Here is a 24,835-nt window from a genome sequence, read left to right as displayed (position 1 = left end):
GAGGAGTGGTGACTCAGTACTCGAGGTCGCGCACGTCTGCCTCGGCTACGAACGCCTCGAGCCACGCCCGCTGATCGTCTAGCCGCGCTGGCTGCTCCTCGTAGACGTGGTCGAACACATCCTCGAGTGCAGGCAGCGCCGTTTCCTCTACCCGTTCGATTGCAGCCTCGAGTTCGGCCGCAGCGTCGGCCTCGAGGTCGTCTCGATAGCCGTCTTCGAGAACACCCTGTTCTCGCAGGTAGGTCTCGTAGCGCTCGAGTGGGTCCGCAGTGCGCCAGTCGGGGAGGTCCGGGTTGTCGTCTCGATAGCGCGCTGGATCGTCGCTCGTCGTATGCGCGCCCTGTCGGTACGTCAGGCTCTCGACGAGCACCGGCTCGCCGTTTCGGGCGGACTCGAGGGCGTCGCTCACGACTTCCTGTACTGCGAGCGGGTCGTTGCCGTCGACGCGGACGCCCTCGAGGCCGTAGGCGTCGGCTTTCTGTGCGAGCGTTGCGCTTGCGGTCTGGCGCTCACGCTGCATCGAAATCGCCCAGCCGTTGTTCTCACAAAAGAACACGGCAGGGGCATCGAACACCCCCGCGAAATTGAGCCCCTCGTGGAAATCGCCCTCGGAGGTCGCGCCGTCGCCGAGATAACAACAAACCGCTGGTGTCTCGGCGTCGGACTCCGCGTCGTACTCGAGGGCCATCCCCAGCCCGACGGCGTGTGGAATCTGCGTCGCAATCGGCACCGCCTGCGGGAACACGTGCAGATCGTGATCGGAGGCGAACTCCGGGTAGCCACGTCGAAAGAACAAGATGTCGGCCATCGGGACGCCGTGGGCGAGTTGCATCGCGTTCGAGCGATAGGTCGGCACTAGCCAGTCGGACTCGAGCAGGGCGTGTGCTGCGCCGACCTGCGAAGCTTCCTGTCCCCGGAACGGTGGGTAGCCGCTCATCCAGCCCCGGCGCTGGAGGGCAACCGCTCGCTCGTCGAACTGGCGCGCACGGACCATGTCACGGAAACACGCGAGCGCGTCCTCGGCCTCGAACCGTGTCTCTGTGAGGTCGCACTCGCCAATAACGCGGTGCATAGCGGCCCGTCACCGGCTGTCGTGAAAGCGGTTTGGCCGGCCTACTGCCTGGATCACTCTGGGAGTCGCGCAGCCAGCGCGTCTGCGACCGCCTCGAGCACGGCCCCCGACTCCTGCGTCGCATCGACGCGGACGAATCGCTCTGGCTCGCGCTCGCGGAGACGTTCGTAGTTCGCTCGCACGTCCGCGAGGTAGTCGGCGTGTTCGAACTTGTTCGTCGCGCCGGCGCGTTCCGCTCCGCGTTCGGGCTCGAGGTCGAGATAGATCGTCAGATCGGGCGTGATCGAAAACGGCTCGTGGACGTCGACGACGTACTGGAGCGGGTCGTCGAGTCCGTACTCGCTATCAGCGCGCTCAAGGGTCGCGCCCTGATAGGCAAACCGAGAATCGGAGTAGCGATCCGAAATCACGAGATCACCGCGCTCGAGAGCGGGTTTGATGACGCGCTCGAGGTGGGCGGCGTGGTCTGCGGTGTAGAGAAAGAGTTCCGCGAGCGAGTCGGCGTCGTCGTCCTCGATTGAACGATAGACCGCCTCGCCGTACCACGAGTCGTTCGTCGGTTCGCGCGTGAAGACGGCATCGGGATAGCGCTCCTGTAGGGCCTCCCAGACCGTCGTTTTACCGCTGCCGTCCAGTCCCTCGAGCGTCACGAGCATGCCCACACGTCTGCGCGGGTGATATTAATGGACTGCTGTTCCCGTCGGAGCGCTCACGGTGCACACCCAAACAGCGTAGCCGATCAGCTATTTATCGCTACGGCTGTATGTTAGTGGTATGAAGGTCCTCGTCGCTGGTGGAGGCGGCTTTATTGGAACAGCGCTGTGTACGGAACTGGTCGAACGCGGCCACGAGGTGACGGCACTGTCGCGCAATCCTGACAGTGATGACCTCCCTGACGGTGTCGACCTCGCAATGGGTGATGTCAGCGCCTACGACTCGATTGAGGGCGCAGTCGAGGGCCAGGACGCGGTGATCAACCTCGTCTCACCGTCGCCGCTGTTCGACCCCGATGACGACGATCTCTACGAGCGCGTCCACCTCGGCGGGACGGCAAACCTCGTCCGCGCGGCCGAAGATCACGAGGTCCCGCGATTCGTCCAGATCAGCGCACTCGGTGCCGACCCTGACGGCCCGACCAACTACATCCGCGCGAAGGGACAGGCCGAAGCCGTCGTCACGGACTCCGACCTCTCGTGGACGATCATCCGCCCGTCAATCGTCTTCGGCGACGGCGCTGAGTTCCTCGAGTTCACGAAGCAGGTGACAACGCCGTACGTGACTGGGCTGCCGGGCGGCGGCGAGACGCGCTTCCAGCCGATCTGGGTCGAGGATTTCGTCCCGCTACTCGCCGATACGCTCGAGGACGGCACCCACGTTGGCGAGACCTACGAGATCGGTGGCCCGCAAATTGTCACCCTCGCGGACGCGACGGAACTCGCGTATGCGGCTGAGGGCAAATCCGTGACGATCATCCCGGTTCCGATGGCGCTGACGAAACTCGGACTCACAGCGGCTGGTCCTGTCCCGTTCGTTCCCTTCGGCCCGGATCAGGCTCGCTCGCTCGAGTTTGATAACACTGTCGCGGACAACGACGTGGACGCGTTCGGTGTCGAGGAAGCGAAGTTACAGACGTTGCAGTCGTACTTGGGAGTATGGGAGTGACATAACAGCTATATTCTGCGTCGCAATTACAGGTTACTGAAGGGTAACAACGTATTTCCGGACACGTTCTATTATAAAAGGCTGATGGCTCCGAGGCCTGTAAGCGGCATCTGGATCAGAAAATCGTGGTGGAGATCGTCGCTGGCTGCCTATTATAGGAAATAGTGTGTTGTGTAAGAAATTCAGATCATAGAAAGACTTATGCCCCTCATCACTCTGGTACCAATTCAACGGAGCCCCCTGACAAACAATGAAGTTGGCGATGATCGGATTCGGACAGGCCGGTGGCAAAATCGTCGATCGATTCCTCGATTACGACGATAGAACGAACAGCGGAATCGTCCGCGCGGCGGTCGCTGTTAACTCCGCGAAAGCGGATCTCATCGGGCTGGACAATATTCCAAAGGAGAACAGAGTACTCATCGGGCAGGCCCGCGTGAAGGGCCACGGGGTGGGTGCAGACAACGAACTCGGCGCGGAAATCGCCGAAGAGGACATCGACGAGGTCCAGAACGCAATCGACCAGATCCCGACCCACGAAGTCGATGCGTTCCTCGTCGTCTCCGGAATGGGCGGCGGTACCGGTTCCGGTGGCGCGCCAGTCCTCGCGAAACATCTCAAACGGATCTATACGATCCCTGTCTATGGTCTCGGCGTCCTGCCGGGCACGGACGAAGGTGGGATTTACACGCTTAACGCGGCCCGATCCTTCCAGACGTTCGTCCGCGAGGTAGACAACCTGATGGTCTTCGATAACGACTCCTGGCGACAGACCGGCGAGTCCGTCGAAGGCGGCTACGACCAGATCAACGAGGAAATCGTCCGCCGCTTTGGCATCCTCTTCGGAGCCGGAGAGGTTGGCGAAGGCGAGGAGGTCGCCGAAAGCGTGGTCGACTCCTCCGAGATCATTAACACCCTCTCGGGAGGTGGCGTCTCGACCGTTGGCTTTGCCAGCGAAGACGTCGAACTGAACAGTGGTGGCGGACTGCTCTCGCGCTTTACCGGCGACGGTGGCGGCGACGACAATCTCGACGCGGCGAACACGACCAACCGCATTACGAGTCTCGTCCGCAAGGCCGCACTCGGTCGCCTCACACTCCCCTGTGAGATTGAAGGCACCGAGCGCGCGCTGCTCGTACTTGCCGGTCCCTCGGAGTATCTGAACCGGAAAGGCATCGAACGCGGGCGGAAATGGCTCGAGGAGGAAACGGGAAGTATGGAAGTTCGTGGCGGCGACTATCCGCGCGAGGAGCCGGAAGTCGCAGCCGCCATCCTGCTGTCGGGAGTCACCAACGTCCCGCGCATCAAGCGTCTCCAGCAGGTTGCAATCGAAGCACAGGAAAACATCGACGACATCCAACAGGAAAGCGAGGACAACCTGGAAGAGCTCGTCGAAGACGACGAAGACGAACTCGAGCCGCTGTTCTAAGCGGCCTCGAGCGTCTACTGCTCGTGTGGCGTCAGTGTGGCCCACTCGAGTTGCGACGAGGAGGGTCGTGTCGGGGGGCACAACGCGGAGTGCTGTGCTGTCGGCGTTTGTGACGGATTGTACCCGGTTCGACGGTCTTTTGAGGACAGACTGAGTTCCCAGCAACGAATGCGCGTCGTCGTTCCGTTCGCTGCAACCGCACCGAAAACCCGTCTGAGCCCCGTGCTCTCACCAGCGGAGCGCTCGAGGGTTGCGGAGGCGATGCTGGCCGATGTGCTCACTACACTCACTGAGACGGGCCACGAGGCGACGATTCTCGCGACGACACCAGTGGATCTCGAGGAGTACGACATCGACCCCGACGTGCTCGAGCGGGTGTCAGTCGCTGTCGACGAGCGACCGCTCACCGAGGCGGTTAACGCTCGTCTTGGGACGGACGACCCCGTCGCCGTCGTGATGGCGGATTTGGCGCTTGCGACGCCGGCAGCGCTCGAGCGACTGTTCGAGACGGAGGCAGACGTCGCTATCGCTCCGGGTCGTGGCAGCGGGACGAACGCACTCGTCGTACGCCACCCCGAATTTCGAGTCGACTACCACGGCACGTCGTATCTCGACCATCGCGAACGCGCACAAGACGTGGGTGCCAGCCTCGAGACGGTCGATTCGTTCCGGTTGGCAACGGATATTGACGAGCCTGCAGATCTCGTGGAGGTGCTGGTTCACGGGCGAGATGATGCCCGCGCGCCCGCCGTGCTTCGAGAGTGTGGCTTTGAACTCACTGAGACCGACGGGCGCGTCACAGTCAGTCGGCGTGAGTCGAACCCGTCGAAGTGACGTGGCTGTGGGTTGCGTTCGCCTCCGAAGTGAAGCGCTTATGTGGGCCGCGGGGACACTCCGAGGTAATGATTCCCGGGGCGCGCGAGTACGGCGTCGAGATCGAAATCGACGACACAGCCGTCGATGAGTTGCTCGCAGTGACGCCAGCCGCTGTCGAGGCCCCGCCGGCGCTGACGTTCGCGCGCAACGTATTCATCCCGCTGACGACGGCGTGTCGCTACACCTGTACCTACTGTACCTACTTCGATGCACCCGGACAGGCGTCGCTGCTCTCACTCGAGGAGGTTCGCGATATCTGTGCCCGCGGTGCCGATGCAGGCTGTACGGAGGCGCTGTTTACCTTTGGTGACGACCCGGACGACCGTTACACGGAGATTCACGAGCAACTCGAAGCGTGGGGCCATGACTCGATTCATAGCTACCTGCGCGAGGCCTGTGAAGTCGCCCTCGAGGAAGGACTCCTTCCCCACGCGAATCCTGGCGACCAGACCATCGAACAGATGGAGACCGTCGCAGACGTCAACGCCAGTATGGGCGTCATGCTCGAGTCGACTGCCGAGGTCGACGCCCACGCCGGTCCCCGAAAAAAAGAGCCGGGACAACGCCTGCGGACCATCCAGAACGCGGGCGAACTCGACGTCGCCTTCACGACGGGCATTCTGGTCGGCATCGGCGAGTCCTGGCGCGACCGCGCCGAGAGCCTGCTCGCAATTGCTGAGATGCACGACCGCTACGACCACATTCAGGAAGTGATCGTCCAGCCAGTTGCGGACAACGAACGCTGGTCCGGTGGCTCGCCCGACCTCGAGACGATGCGTCGCGTGACGGCGATGGCTCGCGCCGCATTACCCGAAGAAATTTCGGTGCAGGTGCCGCCGAACCTCGCGTCCGCCCACGAGTTGATCGACTGCGGTGTCGACGACCTTGGCGGCGTCTCGCCGATTACGGATGACCACATCAACCCCGACTACAAGTGGCCCGCACTGCGCGAACTCGAGGAGATCGCTGCGAGCGCGGATCTGCCACTCGGTGAGCGCCTGCCCGTCTACGAGCGATTCCTTCCTGAAGAGTTGCGGACGGACGGGTTCGACGGCGTGGCTGCCGATGGAACGGCGGGCGCAATGGACGGGCGCACACCCGACGCCGACCGCGAGTGGATTTCGTCGACGATCCGCGAGGCCATCGGAAGCGACGACACAGCGGGGAAACGGTATCGGGCAGTCCTCGAGTCGCAGACATAATTTCGCCCCCGTACTGTTTGTCGAGAGATATAAGGTCTCGTAGGTTCCGATACCCGATATGTCAGTCCCCGACGCCGCTGCAACTGCCGACGACGTTATCGACGAAATTCTCTCCGCTGTCGTCGCCGACAGAGCCATTTTCGAAGAGATCACCGCCGGCTTGCTCGCGCGCGGGCACGTCCTGCTCGAGGACGTACCCGGCACGGGTAAGACGCTGACTGCTCGCTCGTTCGCGACCGCGCTCGGCCTCGAGTTTTCCCGGATTCAGTTTACGCCCGACCTGATGCCCGCCGACGTGACCGGCTCGTACGTGTTCGAAGAAGAGACCGGCGAGTTCCACTTCACGCCCGGTCCAGTGTTTGCAAACGTCGTGTTGGCCGACGAGATCAATCGCGCGCCACCGAAAACCCAGTCCGCACTGCTCGAGGCGATGGGCGAAGGGCAGGTGACTGTCGACGGCGAGACGCACGAACTGCCGGACCCGTTTATCGTTATCGCGACGCAGAATCCGGTCGAACAGGAGGGAACGTTCGAACTGCCGGAAGCCCAGCGTGATCGGTTTATGATCAAGACCTCGCTTGGCTATCCCGACACCGCGGGGACGCGCGAGTTAATCGACCGCCGCGCCGACCGCGACCAGCCGGATCCGACTGTCACCCCCGTTATCGACCGCGACACCGTCCGCGAACTCCAGACAGTTCCCGAAGAAATCACCGTTGACGAGCCGATCCGCGACTACATCGGTGACGTCTGTCGGACGACGCGACGCGATGGCCGCGTCGATGTGGGTGTCTCCCCGCGTGGCGTTCAACGCCTGTTCGAAGTCAGCCGCGCACGCGCCGTCCTCGCAGGTCGGGACTACGTGGTTCCGGACGACGTCAAATCAATCGCACCCGTTGCACTCGCCCATCGGCTCGTGTTAACGCCGGAAGCGAGCGTCGAGGGCGCATCCAGACACCGCGTTATCGAGTCCGTCCTCGAGGAGGTCGATGTGCCCGCGATGGACCCCGCCTCAGCGGAATAGGAGGCGCGTACCGATGACGAGTGCACCCAGCGCAACGATCACCGCTGCCGTCGCCGGGACCGACAGCGTCGGCGCGAACAGTGTCGCAACGACGAGTCCGAACGCGGCGACGGGAACGCCGAGACCGGCAACCAGCGCACTCCAGCCGGCGCGAACGAACTGCGGGCGCGGTGACGCAGTCGGACCGATATCTCGAGCCAGCGTTCGCCCGTAGCGACTGAGATCGTACGCGAACAGCCCTGCGGCGATCATGACGAGCGACACCGCTGCGGTTCGCACCCCCTCGAGCGTCGTGAGTTCGGTGACGGTTGCGCCGGTGACGACACCGCCAGCGACGAGTGCGACGGCGAGTACTGCGGCGCTGGCTGCGCTGCTCTCGCGTTCGACCCACCGGCCCGCCTGGCCGATCAGCCAGCCGACGCCGAGAACGACCGATCCGAGGCCGAACAGCGGGCTGACGGTCTCGAGTGAGCCACCACTGACGCTGAGCGTGAGTGTGAACGCGATGAAGACGCCAAGAGCGGACCCAGCAATCAACGGGACGGCCGCATTTCGTCGCGCATCGATGCTGAGCCAGGAGTGGCGAACACTGATCGCAAAGACGATCAAGAGGACACCGAGTGCGGTCACGAGTGCACCGACCCCGCGAACGATCCAACTGGTTGTAATCGTCTCGAGAACGTCACCGAACAGCGGGACGTACCACGAGGCGACGATCAGTCCCGCAAGTCCGACACCAAAAAGAACGACACTCACAGCGAGCGCCGCAAGCAGACCGGTCCGCACCTCGAGATACGACTCGTGATCCGTCGGTGGGACAAACGAGCCAGCGGGCAGGACCGTTACTGCACACGCCAGCGCGAACGCGCCAGCGATAGCCCAGACGAACACGCCGACCAGCCCCGTACCAGAAAACCACAGCGTCGCCTCGACCAGTGTGGACCAGCCGCCGGCATCAGCAACGAGCAGTCCGCCGAGTCCAACGAGACCGGCGGTGAAGCCGGCAGTAACCGACGCGCCACTCAACTGATTGAGCGCGCGGTCGGAGATGTCGCCGGCGACGACGCGCCCGGTTGCGACGGCGATCACCACTGCGATTATCGTCACTCCCCCGGTGAGTAGCTGCGAGCCAGTTGCTATCGCGCCAATCACGCCGAAAATGGCGACCGGCAACAGTGCCGCTGCGACGGCGACACGCCAGTACGGCCCATCGAATCCTGAGATCACCGCTGCGAGGACGAGTCCGGACGCGACGCCGAGGGCAATGGTCGGATCGAAGACGATCAGTGCGAGCGAGCCAACAGCGCCAGCGCTTGCAAGCGCCCACGCCGTCGTCGATGGCAGCCCACTCGAGCGCTGTGCCATCATCGGTGTTTCACCTCCCCGACTGCATCGGCAAGCACAAGTCCCAGCGACCGCTCGAGGTCCCAGTCGACGACGCGAGCGCCGGCAGCGCGGGCTCGAGCCAGTCGCGTCGTGCGGTCGAGCGCCTCGAGTTGGGTTGCGGAGTCGTCACCGTTGGTCACGTCGGGTGAGATGACGCGAACGGGGTAGCCACGGGTCCGCAAGCCGTCGACGAGTTCGAGTGGGTCGTCATCGACGAACGAGGAGAACAGGTAGACCTGTGCTTCGCCGGGGAGCGTGGTGACCAGTTCTGCGACGGAGTTGTTCGACGAGGTTCGTGTATAGAATCGCATCTGTTTGTTCGAGTTCGAAATCGACTCGAGGAGCCGACTGGCGCGTTCGGCCGTCTCTGCATCAGTTCCCGGTGGGATCGTTTCGATGGCACCGGAGCCGAATCTGGCAACGCCTGCCGGGTGGCCAGCCGCGACGAGCGTCTCGAACGTTCGGTCGGCGGCATCAACTGAGAGGTCAACCGCAGGCAGGTGTTCGGTCGTCGCTGCACGGAACTGGCTCGGCCGTGCATCGACGACGCAGACGACGTGCGTCGAGCGCTCGGCACGGTACTCGACGGTCGCTAACTCCCGGTTCGCAGCGTATCGCCGCCAGTCGATGGCGTTGACTGGATCCGTCGGCTCGTACTCCCTGACGGAATGGAACTCGATGCCAGCACCGCCGTCATCGGTCGGCACATCGCCCGTGTACTCAGTGGTCGCGTTTCCGAGTGCAACTGATTCAACAGTTGGTGTACAGCGAATCTCGTCCTGTCCCTCGACTGGTTCCGACCACGTCTCGGTGATCGTCCCGCTCAGATCACGCGTTCGAACCGTTGCCACATCGAAGGTATGCTCGCCACGCTGGAGCGAAACCGTGTACTCGAGCGTCGTCGTCTCGAGTGGCTCGAGCGTGACACAGGTTCGCGGCGAGCCATCGACGACCGAGAGTTCGTCGGGGACGCCATCGATAACCCGGAGGTCGACGATGGGATCTGAGCCGGTGTTCTGGACTGTTGTTCGAACGGTGACGCGTTGGCTGGGATCACCCGAAAGCGACGTGTCGCCAGCTTGTGTCGCTTCCGTCGTACTCTCGCCCTCGAGCGACAGGTCGCGACCAATCCGAACCGTCCCGGTCGGGGGCGTGCCGAAAATTGCGGCGGCGACGTACCACAGCGGCAGCGTTGCCCCAACGAGGAGGACCTGGCTCCCGACTGCAAGGCCGAGGCCAGCAAGGAGTACCGTCACTGCGAGTGCCCACTCGCCCCGGTCGAGTCGCTTGACGGTTCGGTCGGCAACGCTCATTGTGACACCTCCTGAAGCCGCTCGCTCGAGTCGGCTCGCGTCGATGTTCGAGTCTCAGTCGCAGTCGCCTCGAGCGAAGTTGGCTGTGTTGTTGCAGTCGACGTCGTGGATTCAGTCGCCGTTTCCGGTGTCGACTCGGGCGATAACTCCTCGCCCGCTACCGGCGGCTGCCACTGTGGATCGTCTGCAATCGAGTCGATTGCAGCCAGCGTTCGACGGAGTCGACGGTCGAACGCCGCACCGGGGTCGATCATCGCGCGAAGGCGTTCGCCAAGTGGCTGTGACAGGTCGGCTGCAAGGAACGCACCGGCGACAGGGTCGTCGGTCCAGGTTCCTCGCTGTACCGCCTCGCGGGTACGCTCGCGCTCGAGGCCACACGTTGATCGCAGTGCTCGAATCGCACCCGCTGTCAGTCGCTCACGGACCTCGTCGGTTGCGCCCTCATCGCGACAGTGATACCAGTTCGACGTGGCTCGCTCGAGCGTCCAGATGGTCTCGCGAGCAACCCGCTGGTTCGTTCGTGTCGTCCCCCATTCGGGCGGGTCGGCCCCGGCCAGTCGAGGTTCAGTCGGTTTGAGGGCCGAAAGGCCCCACCAGAGCGCACCGAGGACGAGTAAGACGCCAATTGCGGGCAGGAGAATTGCGAGCGAATAGAGAATGGAGACGGTGCCCGAACCGTACTGAACGAAGCCACCGAGTATGAGCGCAGCCATCGTGATGAGGAGTCCGCCCGCAAGCACTGCGGTTGCGAGGCGCTCTGAGTCAACGGTCCTGAGCCAGGCACGCGGCCGCCAGATCGGAATTGAACGGTCGCTCATTCGTCTTCCTCCGTGTCGTCCTCATCAGGCTGTTGCTCGAGGAGGTCAGTCGTCGTGTCACGCACAGTCCGAACGCGGTCGGGGGAGGGATCACGGCTGCCGTACTCGACGTCGCGGACGATTGCAACGAGTCGCGAGACCTGGGTGGCCGGGTAGCCAACCGAGAGCGCGTGTCTGGCGGCCTGTCCGGGCGTCAGTGTCTCCCGGTTCGAGAGTCCAACCCGGTCGAGGAAGGTATGCCAAGCCCCCCGAATTTCGCGTTGTGGGTCTTGCGGGCCGAGTGGATCGTCCGCGAGTGTCGGTCTGTCAGAGCCAGCAGGTGCATCGTCGTCTGCGTCGGTCTCGTCAGTGGTATCGCGGCCAAACAGTGAGCCAAGCGTCGACTCATCCTGTCCAGCGCCACCCCTGCCACGCGAGAGCGTAAACAGCGACCCCAGCGACGACAAAGAACCGACTGCGGTCCCAAACGAAGACAGTGCTGGTCCAAGCGATGGCAGGCTGAAACTGAACCCGCCCGCGCTTGGTCCCGCTCGCGAGCGACCCCCTCGAAACATGGACAGCGATGGCAGTTGCAGTCGCCACACTCGCGCGCCCAACTCCGAGAGCCGCTGGGCCGCACTCGAGGCGAACGTACCGGTGTGTCCGACTGCGTTCGAAAGCCCCGTGAACGTACTTGCGATGCCAACGAACAGCGCCTCGAGTCCGATGCCGCCATGTTCGTTACTGCGACTGCCATCCATTTTGCCTTCGTTACGAGCGATGATGCGGAAGTAGGTGACGACCAGTCCGATGACGAATCCGGACCCGAGCAGGGCGAGTGCACCTAATCGGAGATAGAGGTTTTCGACGGTTACCGTTGCGGACTCTGCACCCGCAGCGGCCGTAATCGTCGCCGTGTCATCTATCGGCAACCAGACGTGCGTTCGCCCGTCACTGCCCGTCGTCGACGTTCCGCCGTCGGCAAGTGAGACCGTCGCGTCTTCGACCGGCGTGCCGTCTGCGGTCACCGATACTGGTGCGGGCGACCCTGGGAACAACAGCGGCGACACGAACCCAACCTCGAGTTCCGGCACCTCGAGTGTGCGCTCACCCGAGACAGGCCCGCGTTCCACGTGAACCTCGGCTGGTCCAGCCGCTTCTGGCAGCCTGATCGTCGCCTGTCCACCGTCGTCCGTCAGCACCGTTGGCTCACCGTCGACGGAGACGGTGGCGTTGTCGACCGATGTCGAACCGACATCCACCGCGAGCGTGGCCGTCGAGTTCGGTGCTGGCTCATCCAGCATAGTGATCGTCGCATCCGTCTCGATGTCGACTGTCCGCGAGGTGTTGTCCTCGGGGACGGCAACGGTCATCTCCTCAGCGTACGGGACGGTCGCAGTGGCATCCCCCCAGTCAGTCATCCCGATTGAGTCGCCGTTGACTTCGACCTCGCGATCATCGAACGGGCCACCGCCGTCGATGAGGATGCTAACCTCGTTACCGGGCTCGAGTGCGCCATCGATTTCGATGTCGGGATCATCAGCCGCCGGGTCGTCGTCACTGGAGTCGGATTCGTCGTCGGTCTCGGTCGCCGGATCTGGGCTGATTTCGGAGGCGTCGAGTGCCTCCCACTCGCCAGCCATTGGCGCATCGTCACCGCCAGGTGGATCGATCCGCGGATCAGCCGCAGGCAACGCGCTGGCGGCAACGAGCAAGCAGATGACACAGCCAAACACGAACAGGAGTTGTCGCCGCCCGCTCACGGCGATACACCTCGCTCGAGGGTCGCAGCGAGGTCTTGGAGTCGCTCGACACGACGTTCAACTGGCGGGTGTGTTCCGGTACCGGCCCCCGTTCCAGTGTCACGCTTTGCCGTCGCCGGCGTCTCCCCTTCGAGCCACGTTTGAAGCTCCTCGCGGCGCTGTGCTGTCGTCAGGTCGGCAGTAGTCTCAGTCTCGACGTCCGCTGGAGCGCTCGAGTCGCCACTGACAGACGTGCCGGTAACGAGTTGTGTCGGGACGATACAGAGCGCGCGTGTTTTGGCGACGCGCAGATCAGTCGTCGGCGCGGTTGTTGCTCCGGCGAGCGTCGTCAGCGCCGTCGCGAGTGCAAGCGGCGAGCCAGTCATCCGGGCAGCGCCCGCATCAGCAGCGAACTCGCGGGTGTGTGAGAGCGTCCGTGTCGCCCAGTCAGCAATCGTCGGAAACACCCACAACAGCGGGGCCACGAAGACGTACGTCAGCGCGACGAGCGGGAGAAACCACGTCACTGCGACGCGGCCTTCGGATGAGAGGCCATCGGGGTTCGTTATTGCACGGCGAGCCAACTGCGCGCTGTGGTAGGCCCGATCTGCAATCTCGACGAACAGCGTCGTAATCGTCATCAAGGTCACATCGCGGTTTGCGATGTGTGCAACCTCGTGTGCGAGGACAGCCTCGAGTTCGGCCGGGTCGAGTCGCTCGAGAAGCCCACTCGAGACGACGATTGTCGCGTCAGTGAACCGGCCGACGGTGTAACAACTCGGTTCGTCGGAATCGACCACTCGAACGGTCGGTTCGGGAACGTCGGCTGTCATCGCCAGTCGGCGAACGATGCGGGCGGCTTCGTGGTCAGCGTCTCCACGAGTGGTTCCCGAGAGCACGCGTCGGTAGCCGTAGTAGATCTGTGCCATGAGAAAGAGCCCGACCAGAACGGCCACGGTCGGCCACGAAACGGGGAGCTGCAGCAGGTCGAACGAGACAGTCCCGTGCCGGAGGAAAACAATAGTTCCGGCGACGACCCACGGAACGAACACGCCGTAGGCCCACAGGAGCGCAACAACAAACAGCGCATTGACTGCGACCAGAACGGCGAGGACGCTACAGATTCGCACACGAAAGCTCATGGAGGGGTTAGTTCACATTGATATCGCAGTGTCAAAAATTTTCCCCGAATAGTCCGGACCAGAGACACCTCCTCGAGCAGATGGATTGCTCACACCTCACAGACATCCGATCCGTCGGGCTTTTGGCGACGGCGTCCTGAGACTGTAGTGAGACGAATGGCCCGGTATCACATCGAAACGTACGGTTGTACGTCAAATCGTGGCGAGAGTCGCGAGATCGAGCGCCGGCTCCGAGATGCCGGGCACTACCGGGTCGATGGGGCCGACGAGGCCGACGTCGCCATCCTGAACACCTGTACCGTCGTCGAGAAGACCGAGCGGAACATGCTCCGCCGGGCGGAAGAGTTGGCCGATGAAACCGCGGATCTGTTCATCACGGGCTGTATGGCCCTCGCCCAGGGCGAGGAGTTCGCCCAGGCTGACGTCGACGGACAGGTCCTCCACTGGGACGAGGTCCCCGAAGCCGTCACGAACGGCGAGTGCCCGACGACGACACCCGACGCCGAACCAATTCTGGACGGCGTCGTCGGTATCCTCCCCATCGCACGCGGCTGTATGTCCGACTGCTCGTACTGTATCACCAAGCAGGCGACCGGGAAAATCGAGTCACCGCCCATCGAGGAAAACGTCGAAAAGGCCCGCGCGTTGATCCACGCCGGTGCGAAAGAGATTCGAATCACCGGTCAGGACACCGGCGTCTACGGCTGGGATGAGGGCGAACGGAAACTGCACCGCTTGCTCGAGGAAATCTGTGCCCTCGAGGGCGACTTCCGCGTCCGTGTCGGCATGGCCAACCCGAAGGGCGTCCACGGCATCCGCGAGGAACTCGCCGACGTCTTCGCGGCAAACGATGAACTCTATGACTTCCTGCACGCACCCGTCCAGTCGGGCAGCAACGACGTTCTGGGCGACATGCGCCGCCAGCACCAGGTCAGCGAGTACCTCGAGGTCATCGACACCTTCGATTCGGCGCTCGAGTACTGGACGCTCTCGACTGACTTCATCGTCGGCTTCCCGACCGAAACGGATCACGACCACGACCAGTCGATGGCACTCTTGCGCGAGACGCGCCCCGAGAAGGTCAACGTCACACGGTTTTCGAAGCGACCCGGCACCGACGCGGCCGACATGAAGGGCCTCGGTGGGACCATCAAGAAAGAACGCTCGAAAGCGATGAGCGCAGCAAAACGCGAGATTGTCGGCGAGGCCTACGAATCGATGGTCGGCGAGACACGCGAGGACGTACTGGTCGTCGAGGAGGGCACCGCCGACTCGGTGAAGTGTCGTGACTCAGCCTACCGCCAGATCATCGTCCAGAACGCAAGCGAACACGGCCTCGAGCCTGGCGACTTTGTCGACCTCGAGATCACGGCCCACGAGACGATGTACGCGTTCGGAACGCCGATATAGCTATAGTAGCCACTGTAAGTCAATGCACACCTGATCGCACGACAGCTGTGCGATCAGTGTGTAAATAGTTGCAGTTGTTACTATACCTCGAGGGAACCATTATACCGCTCGAGCACTCATAGATGAGTAATGGCTGTCGAGGTGTCCGAACGCGTTCGTGAGATTGCCCGCCATCGTGATCTCAACGAGTCAGAGATTATCCAACAAGCCGTCGAACAGGGTGTCGAAGACCTCTGGCGCGATGTCGTCGTTGACCAGTATGTCGCTGGGGAAATTGATCGCGAAGAGGCACGTGACGAACTCGGTCCGGCTTTCGTCGGCGAGATCGACAAAGCGAAAGCAGCTGTCGAGTCGGATGTCGAATGGGGACTCGAAACCGGGTCGTCGTGAATGCAACCGGTCGTCGCTGACACTGGCCCAATTATTCATCTCGATGAAGCCGATGCGCTCTGGTTACTATCGATATTCGACACGGTTCACGTTCCTCATACAGTGTTAGAAGAACTGGAAAGGGGGTCTACGCCGGACGCACTCTCTGAGTGTACTGTAGAAACGCACGTTGTCGATGGTGACGAAACTGCCTATCCAAATTTAGATCCCGGCGAAACGGCAGCAATGCTTCTCGCAGACCAACTCGAGACTGTCGTTCTGACCGATGATCTTGCCGCTCGAGAGACTGCTACTGAGCAGGAGATCGAAGTTCACGGCTCAATCGGTGTGGTTCTTGCGGCCTACTCGCAGGACGAACTCACCAGCAACGAGGCGAAATCGCTTCTCCGAAAGCTGCACCAGGACACGACGTTGTATCTCGCGAAGCCGTTGCTCGAGCACGCAATTCGTGCTGTCACAGAGAACGACAATGTCTGGTAGATCTATTGGATACCACGAGACAATGTACGCGTTCGGAACGCCGATATAGCTTCCTTGAAAGACTGGCCCGCAAATCAGTCGAGTCAGTCCCCAGTTCGTAGGAATCGCCACGAGCCACTATAGTCGAGAGTCCGATATCTGTACGTATGGGCGAAACAGCTGATCAGTCGACAGTCTGTACGTGGGGCGGCACCGACCGGGACGGCGCTGGGAGCTGTGTGCCACAGCAACTCCTCGAGGCGCTCACGGACGAAACAGCGCGCAGAATCTACCTGTCGCTCGAGGAGCCAGCGACTGTCGCCGAGATTATCGAACAGTGTGACGTGGCCGAGTCGACAGCATACCGGAAGATCACCGAGTTAGACGAGGCGGGCCTGATACTGCGATTCGAGCACCGCGCCGGTGGCGTCGCCACGCAATACGTCCAGGCGATGGATCAGGTCGTCGTGACCTACGACGATCCGATACAGATCGAGTGTGTCGTCCAGGGATTTTCGATGCACTGTGAACTCGAGCCGGAAGACTAGAATTGATCGCAGTGAGCAGGTATCGGCCACCCATTCTTTTGGTGATTCGGCCCAAACTCGAGATATGGTCACACTGTACGAACTGGACGGCTGTCCCTACTGTGAAACCGTTGCCGACCGCCTCGAGGAACTCGATATCGAATACGAAAGCGTCTGGGTCGACGCCTTGCACTCCGACCGCGACGAAGTCAAGCGCGTCTCCGGCCAGCGCGGTGTCCCCGTCATCATTGACGACGACTACGGCGTCACCATGCCGGAGTCCGAACACATCCTCGAGTATCTCGAGCAGACGTACGCCTGAGGCCTGACGCCTGTTCACTCGAAAACAACCGCACTAGTCTCGTCAGGAACCGTCGCACCCTCCTGACTCGCAAACGCCTCGTGAAGTCGGTCGTAGGTCTCCTCGAGCGCCTCGACGATGACCGACGTGTCGCTGAGCACCGGCATGAAATTGGTGTCGCCTTCCCAGCGGGGAACGATGTGCGTGTGGAGATGGTCGTCAATTGAGCCGCCCGCGCCATCGCCAAGATTGAGCCCCGCGTTGAACCCGTCCGCCTCCATTGCCTCCTCGAGGGCGTCGAACGTCCGCTGTTTCAGCCGCGCGTGATCGAGGAGGGAGGCGTCCGAGAGGTCGGTGTAGTCGCCGGTGTGTGCCCGCGGAATAACCATGACGTGGCCTGGATTGTACGGATAGTTGTTGAGGAGCACGAACGCGTGCTCGCTGCGCGCGACGAGTAAGTTCTCGCGGTCGGTTTCCTGCTCGGGAAACGCACAGAATACACAGCCATCGATATCGGCGTTCTTGTCCTCGCGTTTGATCCACTCGATGCGCCACGGCGCAAACACCTGCTCCATACGGTGGCTCACTCGAGCCGGCCCTATCTGGTTGCTGGTTGCGCGCGAGAGCCCGCTACGTGAGGCCGCTCTCAGTGGTATTTAATAGCATATTACACCAAAGTAATAGGATATTACGCTGAAATGAGACGCCTTGAGAAGCGGTCTTAAACGATGTTAAACGATACAGAGGAATATCGCCAGTACTGGCTTGCGCTGGGCGGTTTCGACTCAGTTCTCGAAATGAAACGCGCTTTTAAGCAATCCCTATCGAAAGGAGGCGGTAATGGCAACGACAGACGACTCCTTTAACGGGATGACCGAATACTGTGATTGCTGCGACCTGGAAACGCTCCACGAAGTGTCTGTCCAGATCCGAACCGAAAGCGTCAAAGAAGAGAACGCGCAGTTCTCCCGCGAACCCTACCGCGTCCGCGAGTGTCAGCGGTGTGGTGATCGCTCGAGTCAGCGCATGAACAACGCTTAACAGGCGTCATACCGCAGGAATAGTCGCACGATTCGGTCTCCCGTCCCCACCCCCTCTCAACGAGGTCACTACCGAACGCGGGTTCGGATTATCGTGACTTCGTCGTTACCTCACAGCCATCTGGAGTGATAATGATCGTATGCTCTTTCTGGCTGACGAGGTGTCCATCGTCTTCTTTGAGCACCGGGTAGCCGTGGACGATGCTGTTCCGCTTGAGTCGGCGCAGCGCCATCTCCGGGCGGTCCGTCTCGAGCCAGCGCGTTGCAAACGGAAGCGTTCGGAACTCCGCTGAGATCTGGTCCAAGGCATCGCGTGCCTGTCGATTTCGGACAGAGCCCTCGTGTTCGAGTGCGAAGATCTCCTCGCTCGCACCTTCCGTGACTTTGCCACCGCCATCCGTCGCGAACGGCTCGATTGCGACGACGTCGCCGACCTCGAGCGTCGCTCCCTGGGAGACGGCCCGGTTCGGAATGTTTGGACCCGTGTGCTGTTCCCAGTGACCCAACCCGTGGCCGGTGAGATTCACGACGGGGTTGTAGCCGTAGCCGTTGATCACGTCCTCGATTTCAGCACCGATATCGCCGGTGTTGACACCGGGTTCGATCACGTCAAGTGCTGCCTCGAGGGCCTGCTCAGAGGCTTCTGCGAGTTCCGGATTCCCCGAGAGGTCGACGGTGATCGCCGTATCGGCGAGCCACCCGTCGACGTGAACGCCGATATCCAAGTTGACCATTTCCTCGCCAAACGTCGAGTCGTCGTCGATTGATGGCGTTGCGTGGGCAGCCTCCTCATCAATCGAGATATTGACCGGGAACGCGGGTTTTCCACCGAGTTCTCGAATCCGGTCTTCGGCGTACTCTGCGATCTCGAGGTGGCTCGCACCGACCTCGACCCGATCTGCGGTTTCCTCACGAACCTGGGCGAGAATCTCGCCTGCTTCGCGGTGCTTTTCGTACTGCTCGGACTCGAGATCGACGTCCTCGTCGGATTCAGCCATGCCATCGGCTTGGGTCGGTCGACAAAAAGAGGTTCCGCCTCAGACTCTTTGACACCAGTCAGTGACATGTTTCGATCTCCGTTCGGTCGAAACGCTCTCACGTCCCAGCAGTCTCGGCCAACGTGCGAGTCCGAACCTCATCGAGACTGAACGACTCCCCTCCTCGAGTCAGCGACTGGACCTGAAACAGCCCAGCAAGCTATGGTGACTGCACTAATCGAGTATTTATTCTCGAGGCTGCGTCTGCAGGGCCAACTCACGACCATGTGCGGACGATTCGTCCGCATCGCTCACTCACCCGAAGACAGTCGAACAACGGTCCAACACCAAGATTGAGACTCGGTAGCAACGCGTGAACACACGCCGGGTCTCGAAACAGTCACGAGCCATTATACCGCACCATTGCATCGCCTCAGGTGGCGCTCGCGCGCCAGCACTGGTCGAGCGACAACGGTCGTGAATCCACCCGTCTCGAGACCACTCAGATGATGCTGGTGGATCCCGACACACGGTCTCGAGGCGGTTACCTCGTTCGTGACGCCGTCTGCATTGCGTCACTATTGTACGCTGAGCCGAGCGTCCCATGAGCATCAAGTACGATCACGCCGGCCGTCGAGCCAGTGAGTTCTGCGAACTCTTCAATCGCGAGCGACGCAGCCGTATCCGCCCCGAGACCGCACTCAACGTGACGCGCGACGCGTCTCGAGAGGGTGACACGGGCGATGTCTTCGCCAGCACCGGTCGCGCTCACTGCAGCGGCGGGCGAGCAGTAAAAGCCAGCCCCGACCTGTGGCACGTCGCCGACGCGACCGGCAAGCGCGAGCCAGCGCCCGCCCGTCGAGGTCGCCGCAGCGAGCCGCTCGCCGTCGAACGCGACCGCGCCGACGGTGTCGTGATCCTGTGGATCCCGATCTGGCGCGTCGCCAGACTGCTCGCCACTTCGATCTCTGCCACCCGGATCCGACGCTCCGTACCGCTGTTTGATCCACTCGAGTTCGGCCTTTGTGCCACCAGTTGGAGCCTCGAGGTCGGCCCACTTCTCACGCGTCCGTTCCGACCAGAGGTCGACGCCGGTCTCGATATCGAACACATCGGCCAGCGAGACGGCCTGTTCGCCCGAAACGAAGCCGTGTGGCGTCTCCTCCATCACGACGCGAGCGACGCTGACCGCGTGCTCGACGCCGGGCATCGAACACGCTGCGCCGACCGCCCGGTCGTCGGTCATCAGCCCCGCATCAGTCCTGATTTCGCCGTCGCTCTGGACGGCGCTGCCGACGCCCGCGTTGAACCGCGGCGAGGACTCGAGGACGCGGACTGCCTGCTCGACTGCATCGACCGGGTCCGTCTCGTTCGAACCCGTCTCGGCTGCACGCTCGAGGACTGCCTGTCTCGGGTCGGGGTCATCGGGGGCGCTGCCGGCACCGCCGTGGACGAGTACCTGCATACGGTGTGGTGCGAGTGGCGACTGGATAACGGATTCGGAACGGTCCTTCCGATGCTCGAAACATCGCCGCAAACGGGAGCCTTTTGCGCCCGCCAGACACAGTCCCGACATGGCACGGACATCACAGGAATTCGGTGACTGGCCGCTCAAACGGCTCATGACCGAGGTCGTCGGCTCTGGGCCAAAATCCGCCGACGACATGACCCACGAGCAAGCACGCGAAGCGCTCCAGCGCATTTTCGCCGGGGAACCCGAGGAAACGACTCTCGGCGCGTTCTGGCTGGCAAACCGCTGGAAACGAAACACCCCCGAAGAGCTCGCGGGCTACACCGACGTCATGCGCGAGGAGTCGGTCATCACCGCCGAACCGGACTGCGATCCCGTCGACTGCGGCGCGAACTACGACGGCAAGCACACCTCCGCCCTCCTCGGCGTCGGGGCCGGCGTCGTCGCCGCCGCTGCGGGCACCCCCGTCGTCGTTCACTCCGGCGACGGCGTCCCGACACAGAAAGAAACCGCCTACAAACACGTTCTCGACGAACTGGGCGTCCGAACCGATCTCGAGCCCGACGAAAGCGCCACAATGGTCGACGAGACCGGCTTCGGCTTCTACTACCAGCCGGCGTTCAACCCCGCCATCGACGCGCTCTTCGACCGACGCGACGAAATGGGCGTCCGAACGTTCATCAACACCATCGAAACCGTCGCGAACCCCGCCAACGCTGACGTCCACCTCGGCTCGTTCTACCACCTCGCGTTCGCAAAGAAGCTAACCAGCCTGATCCAGGAAAGCACCGAACTCGAGTACTCCCGCGCGATCTTCTTCCAAGGGATGGAAGGCTACGACGACATTCGCCCCGGCTACACGAAAGTCGCCGAATGGGATGAGCAGACGGACGGGCTCGAGGATTTCGAGATCGAAACCGCCGACTACGGCATGGAAATGGACAGCGACGATCTCGAGGTCGACGACGTCCGCGCTGACTCCGCGACGATCACCGAGGCGGTCCTTGCCGGCGACCGCGAGGGCCACTTTGCCGACGCAATCGCCCTCAACGCCGCGTTCCGAATCTATGCACGCGACGACGTGCCCGACCTCGAGACCGGCCTCGAGCAGGCCCGCAGCGTGATTGACGACGGCAGTGCTGCAGCGGTTCTCGAGGACCTGCGCGCGTTCTAGTTCTGGGCGGTGGTTTTGGAATATACTGTCCGTTGAGATGGTATGGCGGTGGTGAGACTCGAGTCACTCGAGCGTGCCGTAGGCGTGTCATGACTCTGTTCCAGTCGCTCACAGATACTTGCGTGTCAGTCCGTACAACAATCACTCGAGGTGGGTGCCTTCTCGAGTCTCAATTTCGAACTTGTACTCTTAGTCACTACAAAAAGGGCCAACTCGGATTTGAACCACGGTCGTTCCCGTTCGCTCGGCGGGGCCTCGCTCACCTCCCACTCCCTGATTCAAATCCTCGCGGCAGCACGTGCTTGCGGCTCACGAGTTTGTTCGCCCCAAGAAGTGGGCCAACTCGGATTTGAACCGAGAGCCTCCACCTTATCAGAGTGGCGCTCAACCTGATTGAGCTATTGGCCCGCGTCTGCATTCAGTAGTTGCGTGGTGGTATGTTTAAGCGTTTCTTTCCGCACGTGCTGTGGGAACCGCTACCGAGAAACCCCATCGCCATCGTCCGATTCCGAATCCTCATCCGCATCGTGCGTACTCCCATCGCCAAGATCGACGCGATAGCGCTCGCTCGAGTCGTTCTCACCTTCAACAGTATAGGAATCACTGCCGAGGTCGTAGGTTCCGGCAGTGCCGGAGCTTCCAGCGGTTCCAGCGGAACTCGAGCCGGCAGTGCCGGTTGCGCTACCTGGCGCATCCTCATCCGGGAAGCCGTAGGTCCAGACGACGCCGCTTGCGAGGCCGTCCGTTTTCTTGTCCGCGTAGGGGACGATCACGAAGCGCTTGAGGCCGGCACGGATGGGAATTCGCGTTATCGGAAGCACGAGCATGAATCCAATCGCGTCGGTGACCAGCCCGGGCGTCAACAGGAACGCACCGGCGGCGATGAGTAGCCCGCCGTCGAGCAGTTCGTTCGTCGGCGGCTGGCCCTGTGCGAGCGACTGTTGCATCTTCCCGAGGGTTCGACGGCCCTCCATACGCACGAATAACATCCCGACGAGACCTGTCAGGACGACGAGCAAGACCATCCCGACCCAGCCGAGATACGACGTCTGACTGACTACGATAGCCAGCAAGACGGCGTCGAGAAACGGGATGAACAACAACGCGAGGATCCACCGGAGCATGCACGCATATAGCCAACGAAGGGTGAAAACGCTTTACTCTCGTTACAGCCGCTCGAATTCCGCGGCGTGAACGCTATCTCGAGTGGCTACTGGCCGCTATTCCGTGTCATCGTCGTCCACACCGTCGTCCACGCCGTCGAACTCGCTGTCTGTCTCCGTCACTGAGCCGTCGGTCTCGGCATCGGTGTCGGCGTCGGCGCCAGTGTTCACGTCGTCAAGCGCCTGGTCCGTCGACTCGTCCTCGAGATCGAACTCGTCCGTCTCGAGTTCGTCGCCGCCGACGTTGACGCTGCCGTCCTCGATTTCGATGACGACCCCGTCGTCTTCGGGCGCGCGCCCGATCAGGCTGTTCGTCGCGGTTTCGACCTCGCGGTTGACTTCCCAGGCGAATCGCAGGACGGCCTCGAGTTCGATGCCGGCCTGGCGGACGCTCTGGTCGGGCGAGAGTGCGCCGAGTGATTGGGCACCCTCGGGATGGAGGTACTGAATCGGGTGCGTGTTGGGCACCTCGTGGAGGTCGACCTCGAACGACCAGAGATAGGGCAGCGCCTGCAGTGCGTAGCCTTTCGGTTTCGGTGCGGTACGGCCTGCCAGTGAAAAGGCGGTTGCCATCGCTGTCGTCCCCGTGTCGGTATCGTAGTAGACGCCAGGGACCCCCGGAACTGAAACACGCATACCCACAGGAGCATCCCAGCAGCCGTGAGTGTCACCCCGGCAAGTCCAAGCCTTGGAATGCGTTCCAGCTACAGGTCGTACAGTTCGCCGTACTTCGACTCGACGTACTCGAGGAAGTAATCTGCTGTAAAGCCCTCGCCGGTTGCGCGTTCGATCAGGTCGGGCGTGGTGAACTGTTTGCCGTGCTGGTGGATGTTCTCGCGGAGCCAACCGTTGAGTTCGTCGAACTCGCCTTCGCGAATCTGGTCGTCGAACTCCCCAAGGTCCTCCTCGGCAGCGGCGTAGAGTTGCGCGGCGAGCACCGACCCAAGCGAGTAGGTTGGGAAATAGCCAAAGGAGCCGTGGGACCAATGAATGTCCTGCAGACAGCCCTCGGCGTCGGTCTCGGGCCGGACGCCCAGATACTCCTCGTACTTGTCGTTCCAGACCTCGGGCACGTCTTCGACGGCGAGGTCGCCCGAGATGAGGTCGCGCTCGATCTCGAAGCGGATGACGATGTGGAGGTGATAGGTGAGTTCGTCCGCCTCGACGCGGATCAGGTTGTCGTCGTACACCTGATTTGCAGACTCATAGGCTGCTTCGGGAGAGACGTCCTCGAGTTCGGCGAATCGCTCGCGGGCAATGGGGAGGAAGTGTTCCCAGAACGGCCGCGAACGGCCGACGTGGTTCTCCCAGAGACGCGACTGGGATTCGTGGACTGAAAGGTCGCGCGCCTCGCCCAGTGGCGTGCCGTAGCCCTCGTCCGGAAGACCGATGGTGTAGTTGGCGTGGCCGAACTCGTGGATCGTCGACGTGATCGAGCCGAGCAGATCGTCCTCCTCGAAACGGGTCGTCACGCGGGCATCGAACTGTGTCCCCGAAGAGAACGGATGCGGTGCGGTGTCGAGGCGGCCCCGATCCCAGTCGTAGCCCAGCGAATCGAGCACGTCGCGGGCGAGCGCTTCCTGATCGTCGTCGTCGAACGTCCCTGCGAACGCGTCCGTGGTCAAGTCGGTGTCGCTCGCTTGAATCTCGTCAATGAGCGGGACGAGTTCGTCACGCAGGCGCTCGAGCACTTTCTCCGCGGTCTCGAGGTCGATGTAGGGTTCGTAGTCTGCAAATAGCACCGCGTAGGGATCGGCGTCGGGATCGATGTGATTCGCGTACTCGCGTTTGAGTTCGACCAGTTCCTCGAGCACGGGCGCGAAGGTCTCGAAGTCGTTGTTCTCCTTGGCTTCCATCCACTTCGGATGGGCGTTCGTCGTCGTCTCCGAGATGTTCTCGACGAGTTCGCCGGGAACGCTCGTCTCGCGGTCGTACTGGCGACGGATCTCACGGACGACCGCAGCCTGCTCGTCGGAGAGATCGTCGGACTCGAGTGCCTCGAGTAGGTCGCTAGTTTCGTCGGCGGTCAGCAGTTCGTGGCTGAGCGAGGACAGCGTCGACAGTTGCTGTGCGCGGGCGGGCGTCCCTGCTTCGGGCATGACGACTTCCTGGTCCCAACGCAGGATACCGGCCGCGTTGCCGATGTTAGAAATACGTTCGACGCGCGATTCGAACTCGTCGTAGGTATCGGCCCGCTCGTCGCTGTGGGCCTGCTCGGATGCCATATCAGAGCGATATGTGTGGACGCTGTATCAACCTCGTGGTTCCGGGTATACTG

25 protein-coding genes and 1 tRNA gene are annotated in these 24,835 nt (G+C 62.1%); 12 read left to right on the top strand and 14 right to left on the bottom strand.

Translation table 11 applies throughout. The annotated features are described in order from the left end of the window. Positions 1-13 precede the first annotated feature (13 nt). Positions 14-1,072, bottom strand: coding sequence for a thiamine pyrophosphate-dependent enzyme (locus B2G88_RS15945; protein ID WP_087715310.1), 1,059 nt, complete (start codon positions 1,070-1,072; stop codon positions 14-16). Positions 1,073-1,125: 53 nt separating this feature from the next. Beyond that, positions 1,126-1,728, bottom strand: coding sequence for a dTMP kinase (gene tmk, locus B2G88_RS15940; RefSeq protein WP_054863570.1), 603 nt, complete (start codon positions 1,726-1,728; stop codon positions 1,126-1,128). 118 nt (positions 1,729-1,846) lie between these two features. Here tmk and B2G88_RS15935 point away from each other — a divergent pair, with 118 nt between their 5' ends. The 5 genes from B2G88_RS15935 to B2G88_RS15915 all read left to right on the top strand — a co-directional run bounded on the left by B2G88_RS15935 (position 1,847) and on the right by B2G88_RS15915 (position 7,265). After that, positions 1,847-2,734, top strand: coding sequence for a complex I NDUFA9 subunit family protein (locus B2G88_RS15935; protein ID WP_054863569.1), 888 nt, complete (start codon positions 1,847-1,849; stop codon positions 2,732-2,734). Between the two features lie 250 nt (positions 2,735-2,984). Then, on the top strand, positions 2,985-4,163 hold the full coding sequence (locus B2G88_RS15930; protein WP_054863568.1) for a tubulin/FtsZ family protein: 1,179 nt from the start codon (positions 2,985-2,987) through the stop codon (positions 4,161-4,163). A 168-nt stretch (positions 4,164-4,331) separates the two neighbouring features. Next, positions 4,332-4,997, top strand: coding sequence for a 2-phospho-L-lactate guanylyltransferase (gene cofC / locus B2G88_RS15925; protein WP_054863567.1), 666 nt, complete (start codon positions 4,332-4,334; stop codon positions 4,995-4,997). Between the two features lie 68 nt (positions 4,998-5,065). Next, on the top strand, positions 5,066-6,241 hold the full coding sequence (cofG, locus tag B2G88_RS15920; protein ID WP_087715309.1) for a 7,8-didemethyl-8-hydroxy-5-deazariboflavin synthase subunit CofG: 1,176 nt from the start codon (positions 5,066-5,068) through the stop codon (positions 6,239-6,241). A gap of 58 nt (positions 6,242-6,299) precedes the next feature. Beyond that, positions 6,300-7,265 (top strand): AAA family ATPase, encoded by a 966-nt coding sequence (locus B2G88_RS15915; protein WP_054863566.1) that lies wholly within the window; start codon positions 6,300-6,302, stop codon positions 7,263-7,265. Here the strand turns inward: B2G88_RS15915 and B2G88_RS15910 are convergent. Genes B2G88_RS15910 through B2G88_RS15890 form a run of 5 tightly spaced genes read right to left on the bottom strand, consistent with a single transcriptional unit; the run spans position 7,254 to position 13,645 of the window. Then, positions 7,254-8,633: a hypothetical protein gene (locus B2G88_RS15910; RefSeq protein WP_140408885.1), complete on the bottom strand. Its 1,380-nt coding sequence runs from the start codon at positions 8,631-8,633 to the stop codon at positions 7,254-7,256. The genes B2G88_RS15915 and B2G88_RS15910 overlap by 12 nt on opposite strands. Then, positions 8,630-9,964: a DUF58 domain-containing protein gene (locus B2G88_RS15905; RefSeq protein ID WP_087715307.1), complete on the bottom strand. Its 1,335-nt coding sequence runs from the start codon at positions 9,962-9,964 to the stop codon at positions 8,630-8,632. The genes B2G88_RS15910 and B2G88_RS15905 overlap by 4 nt, the downstream gene beginning before the upstream one ends. Next, positions 9,961-10,782, bottom strand: a complete 822-nt coding sequence (locus tag B2G88_RS15900) for a DUF7269 family protein (protein ID WP_087715306.1) — start codon at positions 10,780-10,782, stop codon at positions 9,961-9,963. The genes B2G88_RS15905 and B2G88_RS15900 overlap by 4 nt, the downstream gene beginning before the upstream one ends. Next, positions 10,779-12,524 carry a DUF4129 domain-containing protein gene (locus tag B2G88_RS15895; RefSeq protein WP_087715305.1) on the bottom strand — a complete coding sequence of 582 codons (1,746 nt, stop codon included), beginning with the start codon at positions 12,522-12,524 and terminating at the stop codon, positions 10,779-10,781. Before B2G88_RS15895 ends, B2G88_RS15900 begins: the two co-directional genes overlap by 4 nt. Next, complete coding sequence (locus B2G88_RS15890) at positions 12,521-13,645, bottom strand: M48 family metalloprotease (RefSeq protein ID WP_054864076.1); 1,125 nt, start codon at positions 13,643-13,645, stop codon at positions 12,521-12,523. The genes B2G88_RS15895 and B2G88_RS15890 overlap by 4 nt, the downstream gene beginning before the upstream one ends. A gap of 156 nt (positions 13,646-13,801) precedes the next feature. Between B2G88_RS15890 and B2G88_RS15885 the strand changes: the two genes are divergently transcribed. The 5 genes from B2G88_RS15885 (at position 13,802) to B2G88_RS15865 (ending at position 16,753) form a co-directional block, all read left to right on the top strand. Beyond that, positions 13,802-15,055, top strand: a complete 1,254-nt coding sequence (locus B2G88_RS15885) for a tRNA (N(6)-L-threonylcarbamoyladenosine(37)-C(2))-methylthiotransferase (protein WP_087715304.1) — start codon at positions 13,802-13,804, stop codon at positions 15,053-15,055. Positions 15,056-15,184: 129 nt separating this feature from the next. Further along, complete coding sequence (locus tag B2G88_RS15880; protein WP_054864075.1) at positions 15,185-15,445, top strand: hypothetical protein; 261 nt, start codon at positions 15,185-15,187, stop codon at positions 15,443-15,445. Then, positions 15,446-15,925 (top strand): hypothetical protein, encoded by a 480-nt coding sequence (locus B2G88_RS15875; RefSeq protein ID WP_054864074.1) that lies wholly within the window; start codon positions 15,446-15,448, stop codon positions 15,923-15,925. Positions 15,926-16,071: 146 nt separating this feature from the next. Continuing rightward, complete coding sequence (locus B2G88_RS15870) at positions 16,072-16,452, top strand: winged helix-turn-helix domain-containing protein (RefSeq protein WP_054864073.1); 381 nt, start codon at positions 16,072-16,074, stop codon at positions 16,450-16,452. Positions 16,453-16,516: 64 nt separating this feature from the next. Then, positions 16,517-16,753, top strand: coding sequence for a glutaredoxin family protein (locus B2G88_RS15865; protein ID WP_054864072.1), 237 nt, complete (start codon positions 16,517-16,519; stop codon positions 16,751-16,753). A gap of 14 nt (positions 16,754-16,767) precedes the next feature. Here the strand turns inward: B2G88_RS15865 and B2G88_RS15860 are convergent, their stop codons facing one another. After that, positions 16,768-17,307 carry an HIT family protein gene (locus tag B2G88_RS15860; RefSeq protein WP_054864071.1) on the bottom strand — a complete coding sequence of 180 codons (540 nt, stop codon included), beginning with the start codon at positions 17,305-17,307 and terminating at the stop codon, positions 16,768-16,770. A gap of 265 nt (positions 17,308-17,572) precedes the next feature. Here B2G88_RS15860 and B2G88_RS15855 point away from each other — a divergent pair, with 265 nt between their 5' ends. Further along, entirely contained in the window at positions 17,573-17,773 is a 201-nt protein-coding gene (locus B2G88_RS15855; RefSeq protein WP_054864070.1) for a DUF7835 family putative zinc beta-ribbon protein, read from the top strand. An 88-nt stretch (positions 17,774-17,861) separates the two neighbouring features. Here B2G88_RS15855 and map read toward each other — a convergent pair whose 3' ends face one another. Both map and B2G88_RS15845 read right to left on the bottom strand, forming a co-directional pair. Then, the gene (gene map, locus B2G88_RS15850; protein WP_087715303.1) at positions 17,862-18,770 is read right to left on the bottom strand and encodes a type II methionyl aminopeptidase; all 909 of its coding nucleotides are present in this window, start codon (positions 18,768-18,770) and stop codon (positions 17,862-17,864) included. A gap of 523 nt (positions 18,771-19,293) precedes the next feature. Beyond that, entirely contained in the window at positions 19,294-20,214 is a 921-nt protein-coding gene (locus B2G88_RS15845) for an isoaspartyl peptidase/L-asparaginase (RefSeq protein ID WP_087715302.1), read from the bottom strand. Positions 20,215-20,323: 109 nt separating this feature from the next. Between B2G88_RS15845 and B2G88_RS15840 the strand changes: the two genes are divergently transcribed. After that, positions 20,324-21,394, top strand: a complete 1,071-nt coding sequence (locus B2G88_RS15840) for an anthranilate phosphoribosyltransferase (RefSeq protein ID WP_087715301.1) — start codon at positions 20,324-20,326, stop codon at positions 21,392-21,394. 334 nt (positions 21,395-21,728) lie between these two features. On the opposite strand, the gene B2G88_RS15835 is transcribed toward B2G88_RS15840, so the two are convergent. From B2G88_RS15835 to B2G88_RS15820, 4 genes are all read right to left on the bottom strand, one after another. Next, positions 21,729-21,802, bottom strand: a tRNA-Ile gene (locus tag B2G88_RS15835). Positions 21,803-21,870: 68 nt separating this feature from the next. Beyond that, positions 21,871-22,518, bottom strand: coding sequence for an FxsA family protein (locus B2G88_RS15830; protein WP_054864151.1), 648 nt, complete (start codon positions 22,516-22,518; stop codon positions 21,871-21,873). A 96-nt stretch (positions 22,519-22,614) separates the two neighbouring features. Next, positions 22,615-23,193 carry a hypothetical protein gene (locus B2G88_RS15825; protein ID WP_087715300.1) on the bottom strand — a complete coding sequence of 193 codons (579 nt, stop codon included), beginning with the start codon at positions 23,191-23,193 and terminating at the stop codon, positions 22,615-22,617. Positions 23,194-23,261: 68 nt separating this feature from the next. After that, on the bottom strand, positions 23,262-24,782 hold the full coding sequence (locus B2G88_RS15820; RefSeq protein WP_087715299.1) for a carboxypeptidase M32: 1,521 nt from the start codon (positions 24,780-24,782) through the stop codon (positions 23,262-23,264). Positions 24,783-24,835 lie beyond the last annotated feature (53 nt).

It is taken from the genome of Natronolimnobius baerhuensis, from assembly GCF_002177135.1.
GTDB classification, from domain to species: Archaea; Halobacteriota; Halobacteria; order Halobacteriales; family Natrialbaceae; genus Natronolimnobius; species Natronolimnobius baerhuensis.
This window is presented reverse-complemented; position numbering and strand designations above follow the sequence as displayed.